This window comes from Achromobacter spanius, from assembly GCF_002812705.1.
GTDB lineage: Bacteria > Pseudomonadota > Gammaproteobacteria > Burkholderiales > Burkholderiaceae_B > Achromobacter > Achromobacter spanius.
The window spans coordinates 2,519,754-2,544,848 of the sequence record NZ_CP025030.1; the positions used below are offsets into that span (position 1 = coordinate 2,519,754).

At 66.2% G+C, this 25,095-nt stretch carries 8 protein-coding genes; 3 read left to right on the forward strand and 5 right to left on the reverse strand.

The annotated features are described in order from the left end of the window. Positions 1-7: 7 nt before the first annotated feature. Both CVS48_RS11490 and CVS48_RS11495 read right to left on the reverse strand, forming a co-directional pair. Positions 8-14,674: a filamentous hemagglutinin N-terminal domain-containing protein gene (locus tag CVS48_RS11490; protein WP_100854567.1), complete on the reverse strand. Its 14,667-nt coding sequence runs from the start codon at positions 14,672-14,674 to the stop codon at positions 8-10. A gap of 24 nt (positions 14,675-14,698) precedes the next feature. Then, on the reverse strand, positions 14,699-16,375 hold the full coding sequence (locus tag CVS48_RS11495; RefSeq protein WP_242001315.1) for a ShlB/FhaC/HecB family hemolysin secretion/activation protein: 1,677 nt from the start codon (positions 16,373-16,375) through the stop codon (positions 14,699-14,701). Between the two features lie 436 nt (positions 16,376-16,811). Between CVS48_RS11495 and CVS48_RS11500 the strand changes: the two genes are divergently transcribed. From CVS48_RS11500 to CVS48_RS11510, 3 genes are read left to right on the forward strand one after another with little or no spacing between them, the layout of a single operon-like run. Continuing rightward, positions 16,812-17,651 carry a response regulator transcription factor gene (locus CVS48_RS11500; RefSeq protein ID WP_100854569.1) on the forward strand — a complete coding sequence of 280 codons (840 nt, stop codon included), beginning with the start codon at positions 16,812-16,814 and terminating at the stop codon, positions 17,649-17,651. Beyond that, on the forward strand, positions 17,644-20,364 hold the full coding sequence (locus tag CVS48_RS11505; protein ID WP_100854570.1) for a hybrid sensor histidine kinase/response regulator: 2,721 nt from the start codon (positions 17,644-17,646) through the stop codon (positions 20,362-20,364). Before CVS48_RS11500 ends, CVS48_RS11505 begins: the two co-directional genes overlap by 8 nt. A 43-nt stretch (positions 20,365-20,407) precedes the next feature. After that, positions 20,408-21,244 carry an alpha/beta fold hydrolase gene (locus CVS48_RS11510; RefSeq protein ID WP_167400976.1) on the forward strand — a complete coding sequence of 279 codons (837 nt, stop codon included), beginning with the start codon at positions 20,408-20,410 and terminating at the stop codon, positions 21,242-21,244. A 61-nt stretch (positions 21,245-21,305) separates the two neighbouring features. Here CVS48_RS11510 and CVS48_RS11515 read toward each other — a convergent pair whose 3' ends face one another. The 3 genes from CVS48_RS11515 to CVS48_RS11525 are packed head-to-tail and all read right to left on the reverse strand — an operon-like array spanning position 21,306 to position 25,006. Beyond that, positions 21,306-22,637, reverse strand: coding sequence for an FAD-binding oxidoreductase (locus CVS48_RS11515; protein WP_100854571.1), 1,332 nt, complete (start codon positions 22,635-22,637; stop codon positions 21,306-21,308). Then, positions 22,634-24,082 carry a sulfatase-like hydrolase/transferase gene (locus tag CVS48_RS11520; protein WP_100854572.1) on the reverse strand — a complete coding sequence of 483 codons (1,449 nt, stop codon included), beginning with the start codon at positions 24,080-24,082 and terminating at the stop codon, positions 22,634-22,636. The genes CVS48_RS11515 and CVS48_RS11520 overlap by 4 nt, the downstream gene beginning before the upstream one ends. Before the next feature lie 39 nt (positions 24,083-24,121). Beyond that, positions 24,122-25,006 carry a tripartite tricarboxylate transporter substrate-binding protein gene (locus CVS48_RS11525; protein WP_242001314.1) on the reverse strand — a complete coding sequence of 295 codons (885 nt, stop codon included), beginning with the start codon at positions 25,004-25,006 and terminating at the stop codon, positions 24,122-24,124. Positions 25,007-25,095 lie beyond the last annotated feature (89 nt).

Sequence of the window (25,095 nt, forward strand, 5' to 3'; positions counted from 1 at the left end):
TGTCGAATCAAAGAGTGCGGGATTGCGCGTCGTTGGCGCGACGCTCGTCGTCGGAAGACGGGTTGCCTTCGGCGACGGGTTGTTGGGGGGTGCTGCCAGGGGTCTGCAGTACCGCGTTGTTGCCGGCCGGTGTGCTCAGCATGGCGTTGTCGCCGGAAGGCAGTTGCCAGTTATAGGTGGCGGTGGCCACCTGCAGCACCTGCGGATCGGCGTACGCGCCCAGCGCATCCGGGCCGAAGCCATCTGACGGGACCGTACCACGGAACAAAGCGTCGGCGGTAGGCGTGGTCGGAATGATCGGCTGCGGCACGGTGATGGAGGACAGGCGGTCGATGATGCCCGTCGGACCCCACGTGACGCCGTTCAGGTAGTACGGTGCGCCCACCAGCGAGCTCTTGATGGAAGCGGCCGCCACGGCGTCCGTCTTGCCACCGATCGTGCCCCACACATCGGCCGAGCCAGCGGTGGGAACGGTCAGCGAGGCCACGTTCAGCTTATGGCTCAGGTTGGCGTCGTTCAGGCCGATGCGCAGCGCACCCAGCGGGCCGGCAGCCAGCGTCAACTCCGTTTGCGGGCCCATCAGGCCGACGGCGGTAATGTCGCCGTTGGTGCTGATGGTGGCATTCGCGCCTTGCAGCGTGGCGGGCGCGCCCAGATTAATGGGGCCTCGCGTTACCAAGAGTTGCGCGGGCAGCGTCAGGCCTGCGCCGCCCGTCTGGGTGAAGCCCGTGGCGGCCTTGACGGTGGAGCCGGCGCCGAAGCTCGTCGTGCCGGTCGGGTCGGTGTTGGCGATGCGGATGGAGCCCGTGTCGGCGGTAACGTCCTTGCCGAACGACACCTTGCCGCCCGAGATATCGATGCCGTCCGGGCCCGAGGCGCGCACCGCGCCGTTGTAGCTGGCGGACTTGGCTTCCAACTGCTGCACGCGGTAGGCGCTGACGTCGCCGTTGAACACGATGGTGTCCACGGCGCGCAGGGTCAGCGAACCCAGGCCGGTGGCGTCGCCCGCCACCTGCACATGCTTGCCGGCGTTGATGGCCAGGTTGTTGCCATTGCCGCCGTCCAGCTTGCTGCCCAGCACGACCGAACCGGTGTTGCTGGTCAGTTCGCGGTCGCCCGTCAACGTGACCGCGCCGGTGTAGACCTGGTCGCCGGTGGTGACCACCTTGCCCGTACCCATCGTGGTGGTGCCCTGGACGGCCAGGCCACGCAGCGGCGTGGTGGCGCCCACGTCGCCTTGGATGTCGGCGTTGCCGGCGATGATCAGGCCTTGCTGGCCCGACACGGTGCCGTCCACCCCGGCCTTGAGCTGCACATTGGTGCCGGTCAGGGTGGTGTCCACGCCGGAAAGGATCACGTGCTGGCCATACTGCTGCGAGCCCGTGGTGTTGACCGAGCCGCCATTGATCAGCACGTCGCCATTACCCCGGGTTTGCAGCGAGGCGGCGCGAACCGGACCGTCCAGGACGATGTCGCCCGCGGCGGCCACCGTCAGGTTGCCCAGGCGCGAACCCTGGCCGATCGGGGCGGTGAAGTCGACGTTCCCCTTGCCCGCGGACACGGTCAGGTCGTGGCCGCCGTCAAGCGCGTCATTGAAGCGGATGTCGCCGTCGCGGCTGGCCACCGAGACGTTGCCGCCCAGCGTGACCGCGCCGCTGTACGACTGGTCGCCCGTGGTGGCGATGCTGCCCGCGCCCAGCGTGGACTTGCCGTTCACCGTCAGGCTGGCCAGTGCGTTCTGCGCACCAAGCGGGCCCTTCAACACGGCGTCGCCGTCGATCGTCAGGTCGTGCGCACCGTCGCCGCCGCCCAGCAGGCTGACGGTGCTGCCCTTCAATACGGTGTCGCCGCTGAAGATGGCCCGTTCGCCGTAGGACTGCGTGCCGGTCGTGTCGACGAGCCCTCCGTTGATGCCGATGGTGCCGCCGACGTCCGACGTAATCGATGCCGCGTAGACCACGTCGTTGAGCGTGGTGGCGCCTTTGCTGGCGATGGTGATGTCGCCCAGGCGGCCACCCGTGTTGTCGCCGATGGTGTTCGTGAAAGTGACGTTGCCCGCGCCGGCGGACAGCGACAGATCGTGGCCGTCGCCCTGGCTGCTGGCGACCTTGTCGTTGAACGTGATGTTGCCGCCTTGCGTGGCCAGCGCGACATCGCCGTCCAGGGAGACCGCGCCGTTGTACGACTGTTCACCCGTGGTGCCGATGCTGCCGTCCAGGCTGGACGTGCCGTTGATCGTCAGGCTGGCCAGCGCTTCTTGCGCGCCGAACGCGCCCTTCAGCACGGTCTCGCCGTCGATGGTCAGGCCGTGTTCGCCGTCGCCGCCGCCCAAGAGGCTGATGATGCTGCCCTTGAGTACGGTGTCCGCGCCCAGCGTAACCAGCTCGCGGAAGGTCTGCGCACCCGTCGTGTCGACCAGGCCGCCGTTGATGGCCACCGTGCCCGGGGCATCCGTCTGTGCCGACGCGGCATACACCGCGCCGTTGAAGGTGGTTGCGCCGGCGGTATTGGCGGTCAGGTTGCCCAGGCGCTGCCCGGCGCTGCCCACGGCGTTCAAGCTGATGTCGCCGCCTGCCGTCGAGTCAATGACAACGTTGCGGGTGCCGATCAGCGCGCCGTCGAACGTGACGTTGCCGGTGGTGGTGGACAGCGACTGGTCGCTGCCCAGCGTGACGGCGTCCTGGTAGTGCTGGTTGCCGGTGGTGGCGATGCTGCTGGTGGTCAGCGTGGCGGGGCCGGTTATGGTCAGGCTGGCCAGCTTGGTGTTGGCGCCGATGGCGCCCGCAAGCGATGCGGCGCCATCGATGTCCAGCGCGTGCGCGCCATCCGCGCCGTCGGCCAGGGTGATGGTGCTGCCGGTCAGTGCCGTATCGTCGCCCAGCACCACGCGGCCGGCGTAGTACTGCGCGCCCGTCGTGGTGACGCTGCCGCCGTCAAGGGCGGTGATGCCCGTGCCCAGCTGGCTCAGCGATGCCGTGCTGACGGCGCCGCCGTAGGTCGTGGTGCCCGTGGTGGTAACGGTCAGCGCGTTGGCGCCCGAGACGTCGCCCGTGAACGCGACCGCGCCGTTGCCGGTGACCACGTTCACGCCACTGCCCAGCACGGTGTCGCCATCGACGCCGAAGGCGCCGTTGGCCGTGGTGTACAGGCCACGCAGCGTCGTGTCGCCGTTGTACTGCTGGGCGCCCGTCGTGCTGACGCCTTGCAGGTCAATGGTGGCGCCGTCGATGTTGAGGCTGGCCAGGTTGCTGGCGTTGCCGCCCAGCGTGACGTCGCCGTCATTGGCGTTGATCACGGCTTGCTGGTTGCCGCCGTTCAGCGAGCCCCAGACGTTGACGCCACCGCCTACGCCGTTGGCGGTCAGCGTGCGCTTGCCGCCTGCCAGCGTGGCGTTGCCCGTGATGTCGATGGCCGTGCCGGTCAGGTCGCCATTCAGCGTGACGTCGCCGTCGTAGCTCTGGGATCCCGCCGTGTGGACGGCGGCCAAACCGATCTGCGCACCGATCACCGCAAGGTTGTTGGCCTCGTTGCTGGCGATGGCGTGGTTGACGCCGACATTGCCCGAGACCGAGCCCAGGAAGATGTCGCCGTGATTGCCGGCGGACAGCCCGACGGTGCTGATCAGATCGTCGACCGAGGCGATCTGGATGTGGCCATCCGCGGTGGCGATGCGCCCCAGCGTCAAGGCGCCGGTGCCGTCCACGATGATGTCGCCCGCGCCCACAACGTTGGCCGTGAGATAGCGCGCCGACGTGTTGAAGGAGGCGCTGGCGTCGCCAATGCCGGTCTTGCTGGTCAGGTCCAGGCTGTTGGTCGTGATGTTGATGCCCGCACCCAACAGCGACCCCTCGGCGGCGGCCAGGATGACGCTGCCGTTGGCGTCGCCCGCATCGATCAGCCCAAATGCCACGTCGCCGTGCTGCGAGCTCAGGTCGATGATGCGGTTGCTGCCGCTGGCCGTGGCCGACGCATCCAGCGTGCCGGTGGCGTTGGCGGTGATGTTGCCGTTGGCGGTGGACAAGGCGGCGGTCAGCGCGCCGGTGTTGTTCAGCGTAAGGTTCGCGGGCGCGGTGATTCCGGTGAGGCTGACGTTGGCGTTGGCCGCTTCCGTCGTCAATGCCGTGTTGCCGCCCGCTGCGCCGCTCGTGAAGTTCAACGTGTCGCCCGTGACCGCGATGGTGCGCGGCGTGGCGCCTGCCGCGACCACGTCGCGCGTGCCCACCAGGGTAACGGTGTCGTTGGCCTGGACGCCCGCGCCGGCAATGGTCAGGGTGCCGGCCGAGGACAGCAGCAGGTTGTCGGCGGTGTTGGACAGGCCCGAACGCGCGTCCAGGTCGCCGGAAGAGCGGATATAGACCGAGCTGTTGTCTCCCGCCTGGGTCACGTCGCCGTTGAGCGTCAGTGCACGCGTGCCCACGTTGTTAAGGACGATGACCGCGCCGTCGGCGCCGGTCGTCAGGTCACCCAGCGACGCGAGGTTGGTGCGCAGCGCAATGCCGCCCGTGCCGTTGGCCAGGTTGGTGGCCGTGCCGATGCTGCCGCCGGCGGTGGCCGTCAGGCTGTTGCCGTAGACCAGGTTGCTCGCCAATGCGCCCAGGATGGAACCGGCCGCCTTCAGCGTGACGTCGCCCGAGGCCATGGCGTCGATCGTGTTGATCGACAGGTCGCCCTTGGACGTGGCGATCGAGATGTCGTTGTCCGCCGAGTTGGTCTTGGTGATGGCGCTGGTGACCAGCGTGGGGCCGGCCGTGGTGATGCCGATGGCGCCGTTCTGCGTGATGATGGAATTCAGCGTCGTGCCGGCCGCGCGGTTGTCGTCCAGGAAAATCGAGCCGTTGCCGGTGACTTCCGCCGTGATGCTGGCGGCGGTCGTTTGCAGATTGTCGGCCGAGCCTTCGGCGCCGCCGATGCCCGCGCCCGCCTTCAGCGTGACCGAATTGCCGATGATGCGCGTGGATTCCTCGCGATCGTCGACGATGGTGCTGCCGGCCTTGCTGTAGTCGATGTTGACCGTGCCCGTGCCCGCGTCGATGTTGCCCGCCACCAGTTGGCTATTGGTGCCGTTGCCCACGATCTTGATCGTGCCGCTGCCGTTGCTGGCGATGGCGTTGGCGATCTGCAAATTGCCGGCCGCCGCGATGTCGATGGTATTGCCCGACAGGTACGAGTAGACGGAGTTGTTGTCCGCCGCCAGGTACATCGCGCCATTGGTGGTGGCTTCAACGCGCTGGCCGGTTGCGTTGATGCGGCCAGTCGAGGTGTTCGCGCCGATGCCGTAGCGGGCGTTCAGCGCCACGCCGTACGCCTTGATGGTGGCGCCGGCCGCGTCGGCCAGCACGTAGCCGTTTTCGGCGTTCAGCGTGATCTGGCCTTGCGTGCTGCCAGCCTGCACGTTCTTGACGGTGATGTTGCCCGACGTGGTGTTCACCGAGATGCCGTTGCCGGCCGCGTCGGTGGCGGACGTCATGCTGTTCAGCACCAGATTGCCCGTCGACGTGACGCGCGTTTCGCCGTTGGCGACCGAGGTCGTCAGGCCGCCCAGCAGGTTGCCGGTGCTGTCCAGGTACAGCGAGCCGTCGCCGGTGACGGTCGCCGACACAGGGTTGTACGGCGCCGCGATCTTGACGGCCGCGTCGTTCGTGCCGATGCCGTTCTTCGCGGTCAGCGTGATGGCGCCGGTGCCCGACCCCGAGATGGCGCCGCCGCCGTCCAGGATGCTGCCGTTCTGGGCGTTCAAGGTCAGCGTCTTGTCGGTGCCGTAGCTGACCGTGCCGACCAGGATGTCGCCGGTGGTGGTGGTGACCGACAGGTCTTCGCCCGCGCGCAGGTTGCCCAGGTTGATCGAGCCCGCCTGGCTCAGCCAGATGCCGCCCGAGGCGGTCGCCGAGATGTTGTTGACCTGCGTGTTCAGGGCGCGGCTGGACGAGCCGATCGAGTTGGTGGTGTTGCCCGACGCGGTGGACAGCGTCAGGTCGCCCGCCGTGATCTTCGACGTGTTGACCATGCCCTGGATGGAGCCGCCCGTGTAGTAGTACGGATTGGTCGACAGGTTTACCGAGCCATTGGCCGTCACGTCGATCTCGTTCAGCGTGATCGAACCGATCGCCTGGTACGTGAAGTTCAGGCCGGTGGTGTCACGAACGATGGTCAGCGCGGTGTTGTTGCTGGTGTCGGCGCCGCTGAAGGTCAGGTTCTGGGCGTCGATGGTCAGGAAACCGGAACTGCCGTTCTGGTTGCCCATGGCGTTGTTGCGGTTGATGGACAGGTCGGTCAGGTCGGCCAGGTTATCGACATAGATGCTGCCCGGGGTGTTCAGCGTCAGCGACGGCGTGTCCAGATGGATGCGGTTGGTGTTGCCCGAGCCGATGCTGCGTGACGAGCCGTAGTCGGCCGTCAGGGTGACGCTCTTGCCGGTGATGCGGTTGCTGTTGTCCGCGCCGACGATGTTGCCGCGGTTGGTCGTCAACGCGACCGCGCCGCCGCTGGTGCTGATGGTGCCCACCACCAGATCACGGCCGGTGCTGGCGGTGTCGGCGGTCAGCGTGATGTTGCCATCGCCGGTGACCGAGGCCGCGCGCAGCCCGTAGGTTTCAGTCAGTGCGATGCTGCCGTCCGCCGTGTCCGTCTTCTTGGCGCTCAGGTTGACGGTTGTCGTGCCGCCGCTGAGATTCGTGGTGCGGATGGCGCTCTTGTTGCCGATCGAGCCATTGGCCGTCAGGTTGACGGTGGTGGCGTTGGCGATCGTGCCGCTGAGGATCGAGCCGCCGGTGTTGTGGACGGTGAAGTCGTTGCCGTTGGTGTTGACCGAGCCCAGCTCGATGTCGCCGACGGTATTGCTGACCGCGCTGGCGCCCACCGACGTCAGGCTGGGCAGGCTGGTATTGCCTTCCACCGTGATGAACGCGCCACCGCCGACGGCGCTGCCGGACAGCGTGCTGACGCGGGTGTCGATGGCGTTGCCGGCGCCGGTGGCGCCGATGGCGTTCCTGGCGTAGAGCGTCAGCGACGCGGCGTCGATCTTGGTGTTGGCATCGCCATCGCCCAGCAACGAGCCAAAGTTCGATGTCAGCGCAACGTTGTCGTAGCCGACGTTGATGGTACCGACGGTGATGCCGCGGTCGCTGCTGACGTTCAGGTTCAGGCCGCCCGCGTCCGTGACGTTGCCCAGCACCAGGCCGGCCGTGCTGCCGCTGCCGCCGTCGGTGGCGGTAAAGCCGATGGCGCCCTGGCCGTCGCGCGTCGGCGAAGTGATGCTGTAGGAACGCGCGTCGTTGCCCCTCGAGTACAGTGACAGCGCATCGATGTGCGTGTCGGAATCGATGTAGACGTCGCCGGTGTTCTGGATGTTCAGCACCGGGGCGGAGAGATTGATTTCGCGGCCTGCGTCGCCGATGCCGCCCGTGCCTTGGGTGGTCAGCGACACCTGGCCGGCGGTGATGCGCTTGCTGTCGTCGGCGCTGCCCAGGATGCTGTTGTTGCTGGACAGGCGCACCGTGCCGGTGGTCTGTGTATCGATGATGCCGATGTCCTGGCCCACGCTGCTCGCCAGCGACAGATTCAGGCCGGTGTTATCACGGACTTCGTTGACTTGCAGACGGCCGTCGTGGACCACGTTGAACTGCAGCTCGTTCGAGGTGATGTCGTAGGTGGCGGGCGATCCTCCGGTCGCGTACAGCGACAGGCTGGCCAGGTCTTGGTCGTTGTTCACGTAGACGTGGCTGCCGCCCGTCAGGTAGAGCTCGCTGGTTGTCGTGTTGATCTTGTCGGCCGGACTCGCGCCGATCTGGCCGGTGGCGAACAGCGATACCGAATCGCCTGTGACGTGCGAGGTGGGCGACAGGTTGACGAGGGTGCTGCCGGCGCCCGTGGCGGCCAGGCTGACGCTGTGGGCGGGGCCCGTGTCGATGGTGCCGATGTTCAGCGTGCGGTCGCCCGAGAACGAGAAGTTCAGGCCGGTGGAGTCGCGCACGTCGAACAGCTTGTAGCCGTCGTTGGTATCCGTGACGTTGAACGTCAAGCCCTGGGCCGCAACCTGGACGGTGTTGTTCACGCCCTGATCCGCGTGGTTGGCGGTGACGTTCAGGCTGAACAGGTTCGACGCGTTGTTCAGGTACAGGTTGCCGCTGGTCTGCGTGGTCAGTTGACGGGTATCGGTTTGCACCACGTTGCCGGAGGTGCCGATGGACCCCGTGGCGGTCAGCGTCAAGGAAGGGGCGACGAAGTTGCTGCCCGCGCCTTGAATGATCGACCCATTGCTGACGTTGACTTGCGCGGAGCTGGCGACGTTGTTGTTGCCCAGCGTCAAGTTCTTGTTGTTCGAGATCCACAGGCTGCCGCGCAGGTTCGACGACAGCTTGTCGACGCTGACATACAGCGCTTGGTTGGTGTTGTAGGTGCCCGTGACCGAGCCGGCGTTCAACGTCAGCTCGCCCGTGCTGATGTTGGGGTTGCTGGCGCTATTGCTGTTGCCGTAGATGTTGCTGCTGCTGCCCAGCGTGACGGAGCCGCCCGCGCCGGTCGCGACGTTATTGACCGTCAGCGTGCGGTCAGACGACAGGGACAGCGCCAGGTTGCTCGCGGTGGAGACGTTGTTGAGCGTCAGGCCCGAGGTGCCGGTCGAATCCGTCAGCGAGAAGGTCAGGCCGGTGGCGGAGATGCTGTACGAATGGGTCTGCGCGCCGCTGGTGTTGTGGTTCGCGGTCAGCGCCAGCGACGTCAGTTGCTTGTTGTTCGAGACAGAGACGTTGCCCGCTGACCCGATCGACAGGTTGTTGGCGCTGGTCGATGCCGTGACGCTGCCGTTCGTGTTCAGGGCATTCAGGTTGACGTTGTTGCCGGTGATCAGGCCGGATCCACCGATGGTGGGGTTGAACGTGTTGTTCGCGTAGCGCGTGGTCAGCGTCACCGAGCCCGTCGTGCCGGTATTGATCGTGCCGGCGGTGATGGCGGTGTCGGTGTTGACGGCCAGCGCGGCGCCGTTCATGTTGGCGGCGATCGTCAGGTTCGTGCCACCGGTGATCGACAGCGATTGGCTGCCCAGCCCGCCGAAGGAATAGGCGTTGGTGTCGAAGTTGGCGGTGCTGGACGCATCGCGGCGCGTCAGGTTCAGATCAATGCTGTCGAGCGCCCGACCGCCATTGTGCAGGGTGATGTCGCCGTTGTTGGCGATCACCAGATTGTCGGTCAGGGTGCGCAGCGCGCGGCCGCTGCTGCCGATGGCGCCGGTGTTCGCGTCGCGCGCGGTGTAGCTGTCGCTACCGATGGCCGACAGTTTGACCGTGCCGGCCGTGATGCGGCCGCTGCCGGCATCGCTGGTGATGCTGGAATTGACGCCGCCGTTGGCCGTGGCCAGGCTGACCGCGTTGCTGGCGGTGATGGCGCCCACCTGGATGTTCTTGCGGCCGGTGAAGCTGAAGTCCGTCAGCCCGCCCGTGATCTGTTCCAGGTACTGGGTGGTGCCATCGTCGGTGATGCGGATGGTCTGGCCCGCGCCGCCGCCGATGGCGATGGTGCTGGTGCTACCCGCCGCGCGCAGGCTGTTGATGGCCAGCTTGTTCAGAACGGTGTCGCTGCCCACATAGAAATTGTTGCCCGTCAGGCTCAGCGCCGACGTGCCATTCAGGGCCAGCGTGCCGCCGGTGGCCGACGAGCCGATCGAACCGCTTGATCCCGCCGTCAGCGAGACCGTGGCCGCGCGGATCGCGCCGGGGTTGGCCAGATCGTCGTTGGCGATGTTGCCGGCCGACACCAGGCTGACCTTGCCGGCCGCGCCGGCATCAACATTACCGACCAGCAGGTGCTTGCCGTTGGCCGAGAATGCGAAGTCCAGATCGCTCGAGCTGGCGATGTCTTTCAGATGAATGCCGTTGGCGTCGTCCGTCAGCGTGAAGGCCGACAGATTGTGCGCGGTGATAGCGTACGAGCCGTAGGCCGAGCCGTTGCGCGTGATGGCCAGGCGCGTCAGGCCGGTCTCGTTGTTGACGGTGATGTCGCCGCCGCTGATCAGGCTGACGTCGGGGGCCCGCAGGGTCAGCGCGGCGCCTGCCGTGCCCAGCGTGCCAGCGGCCGACAGCGCGATGCTGCTGGCCTGGATCTTCGTGGCGGCGTCGCCGTCGTCAAGGATCGAACCGGCGCTGTTGGCCAGCGCTGCGGGGCCAGCGGCCTGCACGCTGCCGACCGTGGTCGTGCCGGAATACTGGGTGTAGCCAAGCTGGCCACCTGCCGCAAGCGACGCCAGCTTGATGTCGCCGGTGGTGCCGTTCAGGTAAAGGTCGCCGCCGGCGTTGGCCTGTACGTTGACCTGGCCTGCGCCGCCCACGCCCACATAGCGCACGCTGCCCGCGTACATGCCGCCGATAGCGCCCGTGGCCGTCAGCGAGATGTCGCCGCCGCCCGCGTAGACGTTGCCCGAGCCGGTGCCCAGGATGGAGCCGTTGGCCGCGTTCAGCGTGACGTCGTCGTTCCAGCTTCGCACCGTGCCGGTCAGCAGCAGGTCGCCCTGGCGCGCGTCGATCTGCACCACGTCGCTTGCCGTGATGTTGCCCAGTGTGATGATGCCGGTGGTGTTGCCGGAGCCGGTGGGCTTGGGCAGCTGAGCGTAGAAGCCGCCACTGTTGGCGGAACCGGACAGGTTGCTGGTGAGGATGTCCAGATAGCCCGTGCCGGTGGCGCCGATGGCACGGCCGGCATACAGGTACACCGAGTTGGCCAGCAGCAGGGTGTTCTTGTTGCCGTCGTCGCTGATCGCGCCGGCGGAGTTCAGCGTGATGGAGCCGCCATAACCCGCATCGATACTGCCGACCGTGACGTCGCGGTCGCTGAGGAAGCTGAAGTTCACCGAGTTGCTGTCGCGCACCTCGTGAATGGTGTGACCGGTCACATCGTCGGTGATGTTGAACAGCAGCGACGGCGCGCGCACGTCCAGCACGTAGCGGTCGTCCTCGCCCTTGTGGCGAGCGGCCACCGTCAGGGAATTGAGATCCGCGATGTTGGTGGCGTACAGGTTGCCGCGCGTGTCCAGCGACAGGTTCGGGGCGTTGACCGAGACGAAGTCGGTGCTGGTGCCGATGTCCTGGTTGGCGACAAGGCTGACGGAGCTGGCCGTGACACGCGTATTCGCAAGGCCATCGTCCAGGATGCTGCCTTGCGTGGACGTCAGCGTAACGCTGCTGCCCGCGCGGATGTTGCCCAGTTTCAGGGTCTGGTCGCCGCTGAAGATGAACTGGTTCAGCAACGAGCTGTAGACCTGCTTCAGGTCGTAGGCGTTGCCCAGGTCGTCGTTGACGTCGAACGCCAGGAAGGGCGCGGACACCAGCAGGGCGTTCTTTCTGAGCGGGTCGGAGTGTGAATTGCTGACCGACAGGTACGTCAGCGTCTTGCCGGGGTTGTCGACGTAGATGTCGCCGCCACTACCCAAGGTCAGGCTGGTCGTGGAAGTCTTGATGTGATCGCCGGCCGTGCCGATGTGCTGCTGTGCTTGCAGGTTGACGGCGTTACCCAGCAGTTCGCTGTTGGCATTGGCGCGCAGGATGTTGCCGCCCTGGGCGTTCAGCCACAAGGTGCCGGTGCCGGCGTCCAGCTTGTTGGCGGTCAGGTCGGCCACGCCGATGACCGAAATGCCGTTGTAGGCTTTCAGGTCATCCAGCAGCACCGAGCCCTGGGCCTGGTTGAGGTAGATGCTGCCGCCCGTGGCGCGCAGTTCACCGGCCGCCGTGCGCAGGTAGGTGCCCGACGTGCCCACGGTGTAGTTGCTGTTGGAGGCCGGGGCCAGCAGGGTGACGACGTTGCCGGTGATCAGCGATGCCGACGATCCCGTGATGCTGCCCGCGCGCGCGGTCAGCGTGACGTTGCCCGAACCCGCGTTGACCTGGCCGGCGAAGATGCTGTTGCCGGTCAGGTTGACCGCGCCGCCCGAAGAACTGACGTTATTGGCCGACACCGAGCCCGCGCCGTTGATCACGACCGCGGCGTTGTTGGCCTGCGCCTGGGTGATGGTCAGGCCGTTGCTGGTGCTGTCCAGGTACACGCCGCCCGCGCCCGATGTGGCGGACACGGTGCTGGCGTTGGTCTTCAAGGCGCGCGACGCGGCGCCGATGCCGCCGTTCTGCGCCGACAGCGTGAGCGCGCTGGTGGCGATCGAGGTGGCGTCATCACCGTCGTCGAGGATGTTGCCCGAGCCCGACGTCAGCGACGCGGACGCGCCCGCCTTGATGGCGCCCAGGGTCAAGTGGCCGCCCGCCCAGACGGACAGCGCGCCGGTGGTGTCGATCGAACGCAGGGCCAGGTCGCCCAGGTTGTTCACATACACGCCGCCTGAGCCGCTTGCGGCTGTCAGCGCGCCCGTGTTTGTGGTCAACGCCAGGCCCGAGGAGCCGATGGCGCCGTTGTTGCCGGTGCTGCCCGTGGCCTTCAGCGCGATGCTGCCGGCAGTGATGCTGCCGAGGCTGTTGCGCGCCTGGATGTCACCGGCCGTGGACGTCAGCGCCAGCGCGCCCGTGCCCAGCGCAATGTTGCCGACGTTGATCGTGCGGTCGCCGGTGAACGAGAAGTTCAGGCCGGCCTGGTTGACCGTGTTCAGTTGGTAGCTGCCGTTGTCCGTCAGCGAGAAATTCAATCCGCTGGATGCCAGTTCGTAGGTGTTGTTGACGCCGGGTTGCGCGTGGCGGCTGGTGATGTCCAGCGTGTTCAGCACCGAGCGGTTGGCCACGGCCAGGTTGCCGCCGGTGGCGAGCGCCAGCCGCGTGGTCTGGGTGTTGACCGCGTTGCCGGCTTCACCGATGCTGCCGCCGCTGGCGTCCAGCGTGACGGTGTTGCCCGTCACCACCTGGTTGGCGCCACCCACGTTGCGGATGGTGCCCGCGCTGGTGCGGACCAGCGCCGCGCCGCTGCCGGCATCAATGACGTTGGCCAGGTTGATGTCGCCGGTGGCGTTCAGCGTGATCGTGCCGCCCCGGCTGGTCAGCTTGCCGATGTTGTTCAGCGTGCTGCCCACGCCCAGCGCTTCCAGCGTGATGGCGCCGCCCTGGGTGCTGATTTCCGTATTCGAATTCTCGAAGCGGATGCCGCCCGTTTGCGTCGAGCGCAGCGTGAAGCTGTTGCCCGAGGTGGTTTGCAGATTGATCGCGGCCATGTCCGCGATGGTGATCTGGCCGGTGGCTTCCAGCTTGATGTTGGTGGTGCCGGCCAGGCTTTCCAACAGGCCGCGCGACACGGTGTTGTTGGCCGCGTTGGCGTCGCCGCCGTTGACGGTGCCGTCACCGGCGCTGCCGTCCAGCGCGCCCGATCCGCTGCCGGAATCGACGATGCGCAGATCGGTCGGGTCGATCAGCAGCAGGCCCGTCTTGCCCTTGGGCGCGCGCATGTCCACCGAACCGGTCAGGCCGATGTTCTTCTTGCTGGAGACTTCGGCAAAGCCGCCGTCACCGCCTTGTTCACCGCCACGCGCCGACAGGCTGCCGGCAAACGCCGTGGCGTCGTTGGACCACATCGTGACGTTGCCGCCGTTGCCCTTCACAAGCGCATCGGCCTTGAGCGTGGCGCCCGCCGCCACCTTGACGGTGGACGACTTGCCGCTGAACGCGGCCGAGCCATTGTCCGGGGCCACGCCCAGGCTGCCCAATGCAATCTCGCCGCCGCCCGCGGCGCCCGAGACGTCGATGGCCGCGCTGCGTGTCACGTCCACGTGTTCGCCGGTGACGACGACCTTGCCGCCTTGCCGGCCCGCGCCCACGCCCGTGGCGTCCACCTTGCCGGCGATCTTCACGGTGCCGGCATCGCCGCCGGACAGCACGATCTTGCCGTTCTGCATGCCCACCGATTGGGCGCTGATGATGCCGTCGGTGTTGACCACGTTGTCGATCACGCCCTTGACGGCGCGTGCCGTCAGCAGCACCGTGCCGCCGTCGGCGCGGATGACGCCGCTGTTGGTCACCAGCGCCGATACCGGTTTGCCGTTGGCGTCCTTGGGCAGTTCGTTGACGGTGGAGGTGGCGTCGAAGCTGAGCAGCCCGTCGCCCTGGAAGTCGACGGTGACGGTGTTGGCGCCGGCCAGGGCCACGCGGCCCAGCTTGGCCTGGATCACGCCCGAGTTGCGTACCGACGGCGCCACCAGCGCGGCCAGGCCGCTGTCCTTGATGCTGATCGTGCCTTCGTTCACGATCATGGCATTGGCCTTGGACGAGGCCTGGTTGAACTTGTAGTTGCCGGCCAGGAAGTCCTTGTCGCTGATGTTCGCCGTGGTGGCGACGAGGCCGCCCACGTCGATGCGCGCACCCTTGCCGAACACCACGCCGTTCGGGTTCACCAGCATTACCGTGCCGTTGGCGTTCAATCTGCCGAAGATCGCCGAGGGGTCATTGCCGACCACGCGGTTCAGCGTGACGCTCTTGCCGCCGGGCTGACGGAAGTTGACCGTCTCGTTGGCGCCGATGTTGAAGTCTTTCCAGTTGATGATGGCCTTGCCGGTCGACTGGTTGATGTCCAGCGTGCCGTTGCCACGGTCGACGATGGTGGCCGAGCCCCCAACCACGTTGCCGCCGGTGGGGTTGGCGTGCGCGCCGCTTGAGGCAAGCGAGCCGATCAGCACGGCCAGCGTGCTGAGGGCGGGCAGGGCGGCGTCTTTCTTCGAGCGCGAGCGGCGAGCGGATGGGGCGAGGCTGCGGGAATTGCGATTCATGGTCGGTCTCTTGTCGTTCGCTGCTTAGTACTGCGCCGAAATGCTGAAGAACACGCGGGGATTCTTGTTGCCCTGGGTCAGCACGTCCGTGCTGGTGGGCTTGGCCACTTCAAGCGTGGCGTACAGGCTCTTGCTGAGGTTGGCGCGCATGCCCGCCCCGATGGAGGACACGTTGGCGCGCGTCAAGGGCGCGCTTTCGCTGCGCGACCAGATGCGGCCGCCATCAATGAACGAATAGACGTGCGCGCCGTGCGGCAGGAAGTTGTCGGTGGACACCGCATAGCGCAGTTCCAGCGAGCCGGCCAGGCCGGAGTCGGCGGACATTTCGCCGTCGTCGTAACCGCGGCCGAAGTTGGGGCCGCCCAGCGCGAATTCCTCGCTGGCCAAAAGCGGGCTGGCGCTGTATTGGCCGGCGAAGGTGGCCACGAACGACAGGCGTTCGGTGAGCTGTTGCAGACGGGTCAGTTCGGCGGTGAGCTTCAGGAAATCCGAACGGCCCTTGGCGCGCGAGGCCAGTTCGGAGCCTTCTTGCGTGGCGCCCATTGCGTCCAGGCCCTGGTGCACGGTGCCGCGGATGGCGGTGATGCCGTTCCAGCTGTCGGTGCGGTCATAGCTCAGGCCCGCGCGCAGCACACGCAGGCGGTCGCGCGTGAAGGGGGTTTCGGTGATGTCGGTGGCCACGTTGCGCACGTCGAACATGCCGAAGGCGCGCAGGTTTTCCAGGCGCGAGCGGATCAGCGGATAGGTCAGTGTGGCGGTGTAGGCCTGCACGTCGCTGGCGACGTTCAGCGGGGCCAGGTCGCGGCCCGGCTCGCTCTTGGCATAGCTGGCGGCCAGGCCGAAAGTCATGCCGCTGTCGGAAACCAGCATGTCGTAATTGCCGGCCACGGCCTGGCTGCGGTAGGCCGGAAAGCCCAGACGCCCGCTCAGCGTGAAGGTGTCGGCGCGCGCGCCGAACGAATTCAGCGTGACCTGACCGGTCATTTCGCTCCAGCCCAGGTAGGGCGAGCCACGGTTGTCGAAGCCCAGGCGCGCATCGACGGGCTTGCGTTCGCTATGCACCACCAGCACCGAGCCGCCTACTTCCTTGGGCGAGGCTTCCAGCGAGGCGCGCACGACCATGCCGCTCAGATCATTGGCCAACAGCAGTTGGCGTTCGACCTCGGCCACATTGATCGGGCGCACGCCGCGCAGGCGCTGCACCAGCTTTTCAACCGCCGCTTGCGCGGGGCCGATATCGCCGTCGTACTTCACGTCCGATACATAGCCTTCGACCACCACGATGCGGAAGACCCCGCCGTCGACCGTCTGCTCCGGCACGATGACGCGCGTGGTCACGTAGCCGTCGTTGCGGTAGAGCAGTTCGATGTCGTTGGCCACCTTGAAGGCGTCGGCCACCGTGATCGTCTTGCCCACCAGCCCCTGATAGAACGCGCTGATCTTTTCGGGGGAATAGTGGGTCACGCCGTCCACGCGCATGTTGCTCAGCGTGAAGTTCAGCTTGTCGGCGCCGGCCGGCGCCTCGGACGCGCTGCCTTGCTGCACCGTCACCTGGGGCGCGCCGGTCGTGCTTTCGGGCATGGCCGGTTGCGGCAGGGCGCGGCCCGGCTCGGCGGCCGACGGCAATTGCGGACGCACGCTTTGCGCCATGACCGGTCCGGCGGCCAGCGCCAGGGCCGTAGTCGCAAGGCCGATATGCAAGGAAATGGGGGTCAGACAGAGGACAACGGGACGGCAGAATCGAGATAGGCGGCGCATGGGGGAATCGAACGGCGGCTTGTTACATTTGGAATTGATAGATGCTATTTGACATATAACTCACGCTTGGGTACACAACATTTTTGCAACCGCCAAGCGCTCAGATATGCCTTCGCTCGTGACGCCGTCATTGGGTAGATACCGGAAAACAAAGGGAAATTCAGATTCCATCAGCCTGTGGCGGCGACACCACAAAGCGCCGGAATCTCGGGTGATCTGACCAGTTTCGCGCTGTAACAAACATTATCGTAAGTACGCAAATATTCCATTACCGAGGTTTGCTGGAATGTCAGGTAGGTTTGCCGCAAGGAAAATTATTCGAACCGGGGCCTCGGTTTTGTCTCTTGTTACCAACGTCAACGTCGGCCGGCATGAAAGAATGCGCGGCATGAACGATGCCTTCTTTCCGCTGGCTCCGGGCCAGCTCGCCGGTTTGCGCGTATTGGTGGTCGAGGATCGCCCCGAAGACCGCATGCTGCTCGTGGATTTCCTGACCAGTCAGGACTGCCGGGTCTATGTGGCCGAGGACGGCAACGACGGCTACCGCAAGGCGCAACTGGTGCAGCCGGACATCATCCTGATGGACGTGAACATGCCGGTCTGCGACGGCCTTGCCGCCTGCCGCCTGCTGAAAGCCGACCAGGCCACGCGCGCCATTCCCCTCATCTTCCTGACCGCGGCTTGCCTGCCCGGCGAACGGGTGGCGGGGCTGTCGGCGGGCGCCGTCGATTACGTGGCCAAGCCGTTTGATTTCGAGGAAGTGCGCCTGCGCCTGCTGATTCATCTGCGGGTGGCTGCAACGCCCATGCCGGTGCCCGCATCGTCGCCGGCCGTGGCCGAGGCCAGCGCGGAAGACGGCACATCCGCTGCCGCCGCCGGGGCCACGCTGGACGGCGTGTTGTTTCGCGCGGCGCGCAAGCTGCTGCGCGAACGGCTGGATCACACGCCCGAACTGATGGCGCTGGCCCAGGCGCTGAATACCAACGCGCGGCGGCTGAACCAGGCGTTCCGGCGCTGCGCGGGCACGACCGTGTTCGAGTTCCTGCGCGAAGAGCGCATGCGCGAGGCGCGCCGCCTGCTGTGCGAAACCAGCCTGGATATCCAGGCCATTTCGCAGGCGGTGGGGTATGGCAACCGTGGCAATTTCTCTACGGCTTTTCGCGAACGCTTCGGCATGCCGCCCACGGCCTTGCGCCAGGAACTGGATCCCCATGCGTGAGCGCCGCCTGGGCTTGCCGGGTTGGCTGCCGTTGTTGTCGTTGTTGTTGTCGACGTTGTTGGCCATGGCTTGCCTGCTGCTGCCCGTGCAAGCGCAGGCCGCGCCGCCGCCGGTGGACCTGAGCGCCGTCACCGGCAAATTGCCGCTGAACCACGAACTGCTGGGCGTGGAAGACTCGGCCGGCACGCTGGAACCCAGCCAGATCCTGGACGGCCCCTGGCAGCCCGTCACGCCCGCCTGGTTGAACCGGGGCTTTTCGCCATCCGTGTACTGGCTGAAGCTGGACGTGCACAACCCCACCTATCGCTTCCTGGAACGCTGGTTGTCCTTTGGCGTACCCAGGCTGGAAGACGTGCGCTTCTACCTGTATCACGACGGTGAGCGAGAACCCTTCAAAGTGGTGCTGGCGGGCAACCGCGAGCCGCTCGCCTCGCGCGAAGTGCCGTCTTCCGTGTCGGTGGCCTCGCTGCTGCTGATGCCGGGTGAACGCGTGACGGTGCTGGTCAGGGTGCAGAGCCGCTCGGCCATCAGCATGGAACCCACCTTGTGGACGCCGGCGGCATTCGTGGACGCGGCGCAGCGCGGCACGGTGGTCCTGGCGCTGCTGATCGGCGCGCTGCTGATGGTGGCGATCTACACCGGCGTGCTGGGCGTGGCCCAGCGCGATCAGGTGTTCCTGTTTCTGGCCGCCGCCATCATCATCGAAATTCTCTACAGCCTGTCGTTTCAGGGTTTGCTGTACCGCTACGTACTGACGGGCGGCGGTGAAACGGTGTTGCGCGCGCCCAGTGTGCTGGGGACGCTGGCGGCCACGGTGTTCGGCTATACCGTGATGCGGTTCGCGGACTTGCATCGTGTGCGGCTCTGGCGCTGGGTGTATGGCGTGCTGATCGCCCTGGGCCTGGCGGGCTCGGTCTGGGCGGCGCTGGGCGAGTATCGCGCCAGCGCGCAGGCCGTGGTCGGACTGGTCTTCCTGTGGGGGCTGGTATGGCCGGTTTCCATGGCCGATGGCTGGCGGCGCGGGCACGCCAATGCGCGGATCTTCCTGCTGTCCTTCGCGGTGTATTGCGCCTTGCTCTTCTTGCGGCTGGCCTTCATCAACGGGCTGCTGCCCGGCCGGTGGGAAGGTGGGCCCGAGGTGGCTTGGGACCTGTTGTCGGTGTCGCTGATGCTGGCCGTGCTGGTGCATGGCCGCACGCGCCAGCATCGTCAGGAAAAACTGGCGGTCCAGCAGGAACTGACGCAAGCGCGCGAACGCGAACATCTGCGGCTGGACCAGGCCGTCAAGGCGCGCACGCGGGCGTTGCAGGCGGCGTTGATTCGGGCTGACGAAGCCGGCCGCGTGCGCCAGGACTTCCTGGCCCGAATCAGCCATGACCTGCGCACGCCGCTGACGTCCATCATCGGCTTCGCGGACCTGATCCAGGCGGGCGGCCGCGACGACGCGCCGCGCGGGGCGATCATTCGTCGCAGCGCCGATCACATGCTGAGCATGGTGAATGACCTGATCGATTACGCCGCCGGCGCGGGCGGCCAGGCGCTGCGCGTGTCTCCTGAATACGTGCACGCCTTGCTGGACGCCGTCGCCAAGGAATCCGCGCCGATCGCCGCCCGGCAGAACAACCAATTCGTGTTGCGGGTGTCGGAGTCGGTACCTGCCGTGTTGGAAATGGATGGCAAGCGCGTGCGGCAGGTGCTGTCCAACCTGATCGACAACGCCGCCAAGTTCACGCGCGGCGGCGTCCTGACCTTGACCGCCGACTACATCGCGCCCGATTCGGGCGACGCGATCGAGGGTGCGGGACGGCTCGCACTGTCGGTGCGCGACACCGGCTGCGGCATTGCGCCGGAAGACCGGCAGCGCATCTTCGAACCCTTCCAGCGGCTGGCTTCCGCCGAGAACCAGCCGGGGGTGGGACTGGGCCTGCCCATCGTGCAGCAATGGGTGCAGCGCATGAAAGGCGCGATCAGCATCGACAGCGAGGTGGGGCAGGGGACGCGGGTCAGCGTCACGCTGCCGGTCAGGAAGATGGACGAGTCCCGCATCTCGCATCACTACATTGCCGCCGCGCCGCATGTGCTGCCGATGCTGGACGGATCCGGCAAGCACCTGTGGCTGGCCGAGGACACGCCGGAGATTCGGGAGTTCCTGGTCGAGGAACTGGCCAGCATGGGCTTTCAGGTGGATAGCGAGGCCGGTGGCCAGGGCATGGTGGCGCGCATCCAGGCAGACGACGCCCGCCGTCCCGACCTGATCCTGACGGACCACCGCATGGACGGCGTCGACGGCTCGGCCGTGCTGGCAGCCGCCCGCGCGCGCTGGCCGGACCTGCCCGTCGTCGCGGTGTCGGCAACGCCCCACGACACGCAGGCCTTGGGCGGCGCGGGCTACGACGCCAGCTTGCTCAAGCCCATCAACCTGGTTGAGCTTCGCCATGTGCTGGGCAGGCTGTTGAATCTGTCGATCAAACCCTCAAGCAACGAGATGGACTCGGCCCCACCGCAGACGGCGCATCTGTCCGACGCCGAGCTGGCGCAGGTGCAATTGCTGCTGGAAAGCGGCGCCATCTCGGACCTGATCGATTGGGCGCAGGCATTGCAGGCGCGCGATGCGGCGTTCAAGGATTTCAGCGAACAACTGCGGCGCATGGCCAGGCAAGGCGACATCGCGGCGATCCGCAAGCTGTGCGAGACCATGCGGGAACACACCTGACCGCGAACGATCCCGGCACCGTAAACTGCCGTTGATTGGCGATATGAAAAGGGAGATCACTGTGCTGCATTTGCCGAACACATCGATCATCGAAGGAAACGCCGTCAGGTGGGGAACGTGCGGCGAAGGGCCGCCGTTGGTGGCTATCCATGGCACGCCGTTTTCCTCGCAGGTATGGCGCAGGATCGTGCCGGCGTTCGCGGATCGCAGAACGGTTTATGTCTTTGACCTGGTGGGTTACGGGCAGTCTGAAATGCGCGATGGGCAAGACGTGTCGCTGGCGGTGCAGAACAAGGTGCTGGCGGCCTTGTTCAAGGAATGGGAGCTTGATCGCCCGGACGTCCTGGCGCATGACTTTGGCGGAGCCACCGCGTTGCGTGCCTACTATCTGGACGGCTTGCGCTACGGCTCCTTGACGATCTTTGACGCCGTGGCGCTGGCCCCGTGGGGCTCGCCTTTCGTGCAGCACGTGCGCAAGCACGAAGGCGCGTTCGCGGGAATGCCCGACTATATGCATCGCGCGCTGCTGCACGCATATCTACAGACGGCGGCCAGCCAACCGCTCTCGGATGAAGCGCTGGATGTGTATAGCCGGCCGTGGCTGGGCGAGATCGGCCAACCCGCCTTTTACCGGCAAATTGCGCAGATGGATCAGAAGTACACCGACGAGGTCCAGGGCATGTATGGGCGGATGGACTGCCCCGTGCAGGTGCTATGGGGCGAGAACGACAACTGGATTCCGCACGCGAAAGGCGAAGCCTTGGCGGCGCTGATTTCGGGCGCGCCGTGTATGCCGATTGCGCATGCCGGCCATCTTGTTCAGGAAGATCGGCCCGAAGCGATTGTGGCGGCGGTGCTGAAGCAGATTGCGGGGACTTGAGCACCGCTCGTCACGCGTTCACAGAGGGTAGGCCGCCACATAACGTCGCGGCGTGTGAGCGTCAATCGACGATGCGGCCCGGGTTCAACGTGTCGTTGGGATCCAGCGCGCGCTTCAACCGCTTGAGCAGCGCGATTTCACCGTCGCTGCGCGTGTAGCCCAAGAATGGCTTCTTCAGGAAACCGATGCCGTGTTCGGCGCTGATCGTGCCTTGCCGGCCACGCAATGCGCTGTACACAATCTCTTCCACGCCCAGCCATTCGCTTTGCGCGTGGGGGCCGGTCAGGATGTGGATGTTGTTGTCGCCCAGATGCCCCATGAACAAATGCGTCGCGTCGGGGTATTTCTGTTTCAGCGTGGCCTCGACTTCGGCCACATACGTCGGCATTTCAGCCCAAGGCAGGCCGCAGTCGAAGTTCACCGTGGGTTTCAACGCGGTCAGCAACTCAGGGATGCACTCCCGCAAGCGCCAGAACTTCTGGGCGTCCGACAGGCTGGACGCCACCGCGCAGTCACTGATCAACTCCGCTTCCAGCGCGCCCTCCAGCGCGTTCTCCAGGGCTGCCTGGGGGGCCATGCCAGCCAGGCCGCTGGCCTGGATCAGTACGCTCCAGGGCGCGTTGCCCGGCAATGGCAAGGGCACGCCCGCCAGCTCGCTGGCACGTTGCAGGAACTGCGCCGACATGAATTCATAAGCGCTCAGTTGCGGGCCCAGGGTTTTTTTAAGATGGCGCAGCAGCAAGGCCATGGATTGCGTGTCCGGCACCTGCACCAGCGCCGTGGCGGGCGCGCCGGGATCGGGCTGCAAGCGCAAGGTCAGGCGGGTGATCACGCCCAGCGTGCCTTCGGACCCGATGAACAGAAACCGCAAATCCAGGCCAGCGCTGTTCTTGACCAGGCGCGTCAACGATGTCACCACAGACCCATCGGGCATGACCGCTTCCAGCCCCAGCACCGAGTCGCGCATGGTGCCGTAGCGCACCACCTGCGTGCCGCCGGCATTCGTGGCGGCATTGCCGCCAACCTGGCAACTGCCGCGCGCGCCCATGTCCACCGGGAAGAACCAACCGGCTTCAAGCGCGGCTTCCTGCACCTGTTGCAAGGTTGCGCCCGCCTGCACCTGCATGACGCCTTCGACCGCATCGATGGATTCGATGCGGTTCATGCGTTCCATATTGATGACCACATCGCCGTCGGCGGGCACCGCGCCACCCGCCAGCCCGGTCAAGCCGCCCTGGATGGTGATCTTGCGGCCATGCCGATCCGCATCGCGTACCAGGGCCGCCACCTCGTCGGTGGTAGTAGGCCGGTGCACGACGCTGGGCACGCCCCGCGTCAGGCCGCTCCAGTCGTGCAGGTATCGCTCATCCACAGGCCGTTCATCTCCATTCATGCCGCTTGCTCCACCTTGGGGGCGGGCGTTGCGCCGCTTGAGCCCATCGTCGAGGCGGCTTCCGGTCCACCCATGCGTTCAATCAACGCGGCCTGGTCGGCCTTGGCCTGCCGGTCCACCTCTTCCGGATTGCAGATCGCGTACAGCGCGGCCTTCATTCCCGCCAGCACGGCGGCATAAGCGGGTTCGCCTGCCAGGTCGTGCAGTTCGCCGGGGTCCGACTCCAGGTTGAACAGTTCCGGCTGACAGCGCACGTAGTGGTGATACTTCCAAGGCCCCTTGCGCAGCATGAAACCCGCGGTGTTGCTGCCGGCCGCATGATATTCGCTGAGGATGGCGCGGTCGTCGTCGACGGGTTGCCGCGCAATATCGAATAGCGATTGCCCCGCCCGCGTGCCCATGTGCGGCGTCGGGTCCACACCTACTGCCTGCAAGATCGTCGGATACAGGTCCAGCAGGTCCACCGCGGTATCGCAGACGGAAGGCGAGACGTCGGGGCCGGCCAGGATCATCGGGATGCCGACGCTTTCCTGGTAGAGCGTGGATTTTCCCCATAGCCCACGGGCGCCCACGTTGTCGCCGTGGTCCGACGTATAGACCACGTGCGTGGAATCAGCCAGGCCGAGCGCGCCCAGTGCGTCCACGATGCGGCCCACGTTGCTGTCCAGAAAGCTGCATAGCCCGTAGTACGCCAGGAACGCATTGACGCGCTCGTCTTCGCTTTCGAAGGTGTCTTCGCTGCGCTCGAATTCCGCGTAGGCCTGCACCCAGGGATGGCGTTCGTAGCCGTCTTTGGGATGCAGCTTGGCGTCGGGGATCTGCCGGGCGTCGTACAGGTCAAAGAACTCCCGAGGCGCGATCAGCGGGAAGTGCGGCGCCACCAGGCCCACGTACAACACGAATGGTTCACCGCGATCGGCCGCCGCGCGCAGCCACTCCAGGGTGCGGTCGGTAACGGACCTGTCATAGGACGTATAAGGCGATTCGCCCATGCCGATGCGATCGCCCAACATGCGCTTGCGTCCTGCCACCGGCAAGTAAGGGTCCCGGATGGATGCCCACACCATGCCGTGCCCGCCCACCACGTGCATGGGGATATGTTCCGCATCGAAGCCGACCGGGTCTTCTTCATTGCGATAGTGCAGCTTGCCGATGCTTTCAACGTTGATGCCCTGCTGCTGCAACACATGGCCCCAGCCTTGCGGATCACCCACGTACGGCATGGCGTTATCCCAATGCCGGGTCTGGTGCACGCGATAGCCGGTGGCGAACGCCGCGCGCGCCGGCACGCAGATCGGGCTGGGCGTGTAGGCGTTCGGAAAGCGTGCGCCACGCGCGGCAAGCGCGTCCAGGTTTGGCGTCTTGATGAACGGATGTCCGGAACAACCCATGAACGCGGGATTGTGTTCATCGGACATGATGACGACGATGTTTTTGCCTTTCATAGTGCTTCCTGGATATAGCCAGGCCACGCGCGCGGCGCGTCAGGCCTCGGGGGTGTAGCCGCTGTCCTTGACGACCCGGGCCCAGAACGCATCTTCGCGTTCCATCTGTCGTTTCAAGGCGGCGGGCGCGGTGACTTTGGGGTCGAAGAATTGCTGCTGCATGACTTTTGCAAACGCAGGCGAACGCACGGCATCGGCCACGGCCCCCGCCAATGCCTGTGCCTGGTCGGCGGGCAAGCTCTTGTTGCCGATCAGCGTGAAGTACTCGGCCACCGTCAGCGACGGATAGCCCGCTGTGGCGAACGTGGGCACGTCGGGCAGCGCGGACGACGGCGCCGAACCGGTCATGGCCAGGATGCGGATCTTGCCGGCCTTGTGCATGGGAATCAGGTTGGGCAGCGTGGTGATCAGCGCGGGCAGGACGCCGCCCACGGTGTCCGTCAGCGCCAGTGAACCGCCCTTGTATGGAATCGGCGTCAAGGGAACCTTGCTGGCGTTCGCCAGCATGACGCCCAGGAAGTGCATGACGGTGCCCGCGCCGGGCGTGCCGTAGACCGCCATGCGCGGGTCCTTTTGCGCCAGCGCCAGGAACTCTTGCAACGTTTTCGCCGGGCTGTCGGCGCCCACCGCGAATCCAAAATCAAACTGGCTGGCGGTGCCCAGCGGCGTAAAGTCCGCGGGGGTGTAGCGCAGGTCTTTGTATAGATGCGGATACAGCGTCAGGTTCGTGGAGGGGGTGAACAGCACGGCATTGCCCGTGCCATTGCCATTGCCGCCCGCCGCCAGCAACGAGTCGACCGCGATGCGGCCTCCCGCGCCGGCCTTGTTTTCAACGATGAGGGTGTAGCCCGATGCCCGCATGCCTTCGGCCAGCGCACGGGCCACCAGGTCGGCCGCGCCGCCCGGGGCAAAACCCACCAGCATGCGTAAGGGGGGCTGGCCTGTAGCTGCCTGATCGGCAGCGCGCTACAGCACACGGCGGCGCCCATGGCGCCCAGGAACTGTCTGCGTCG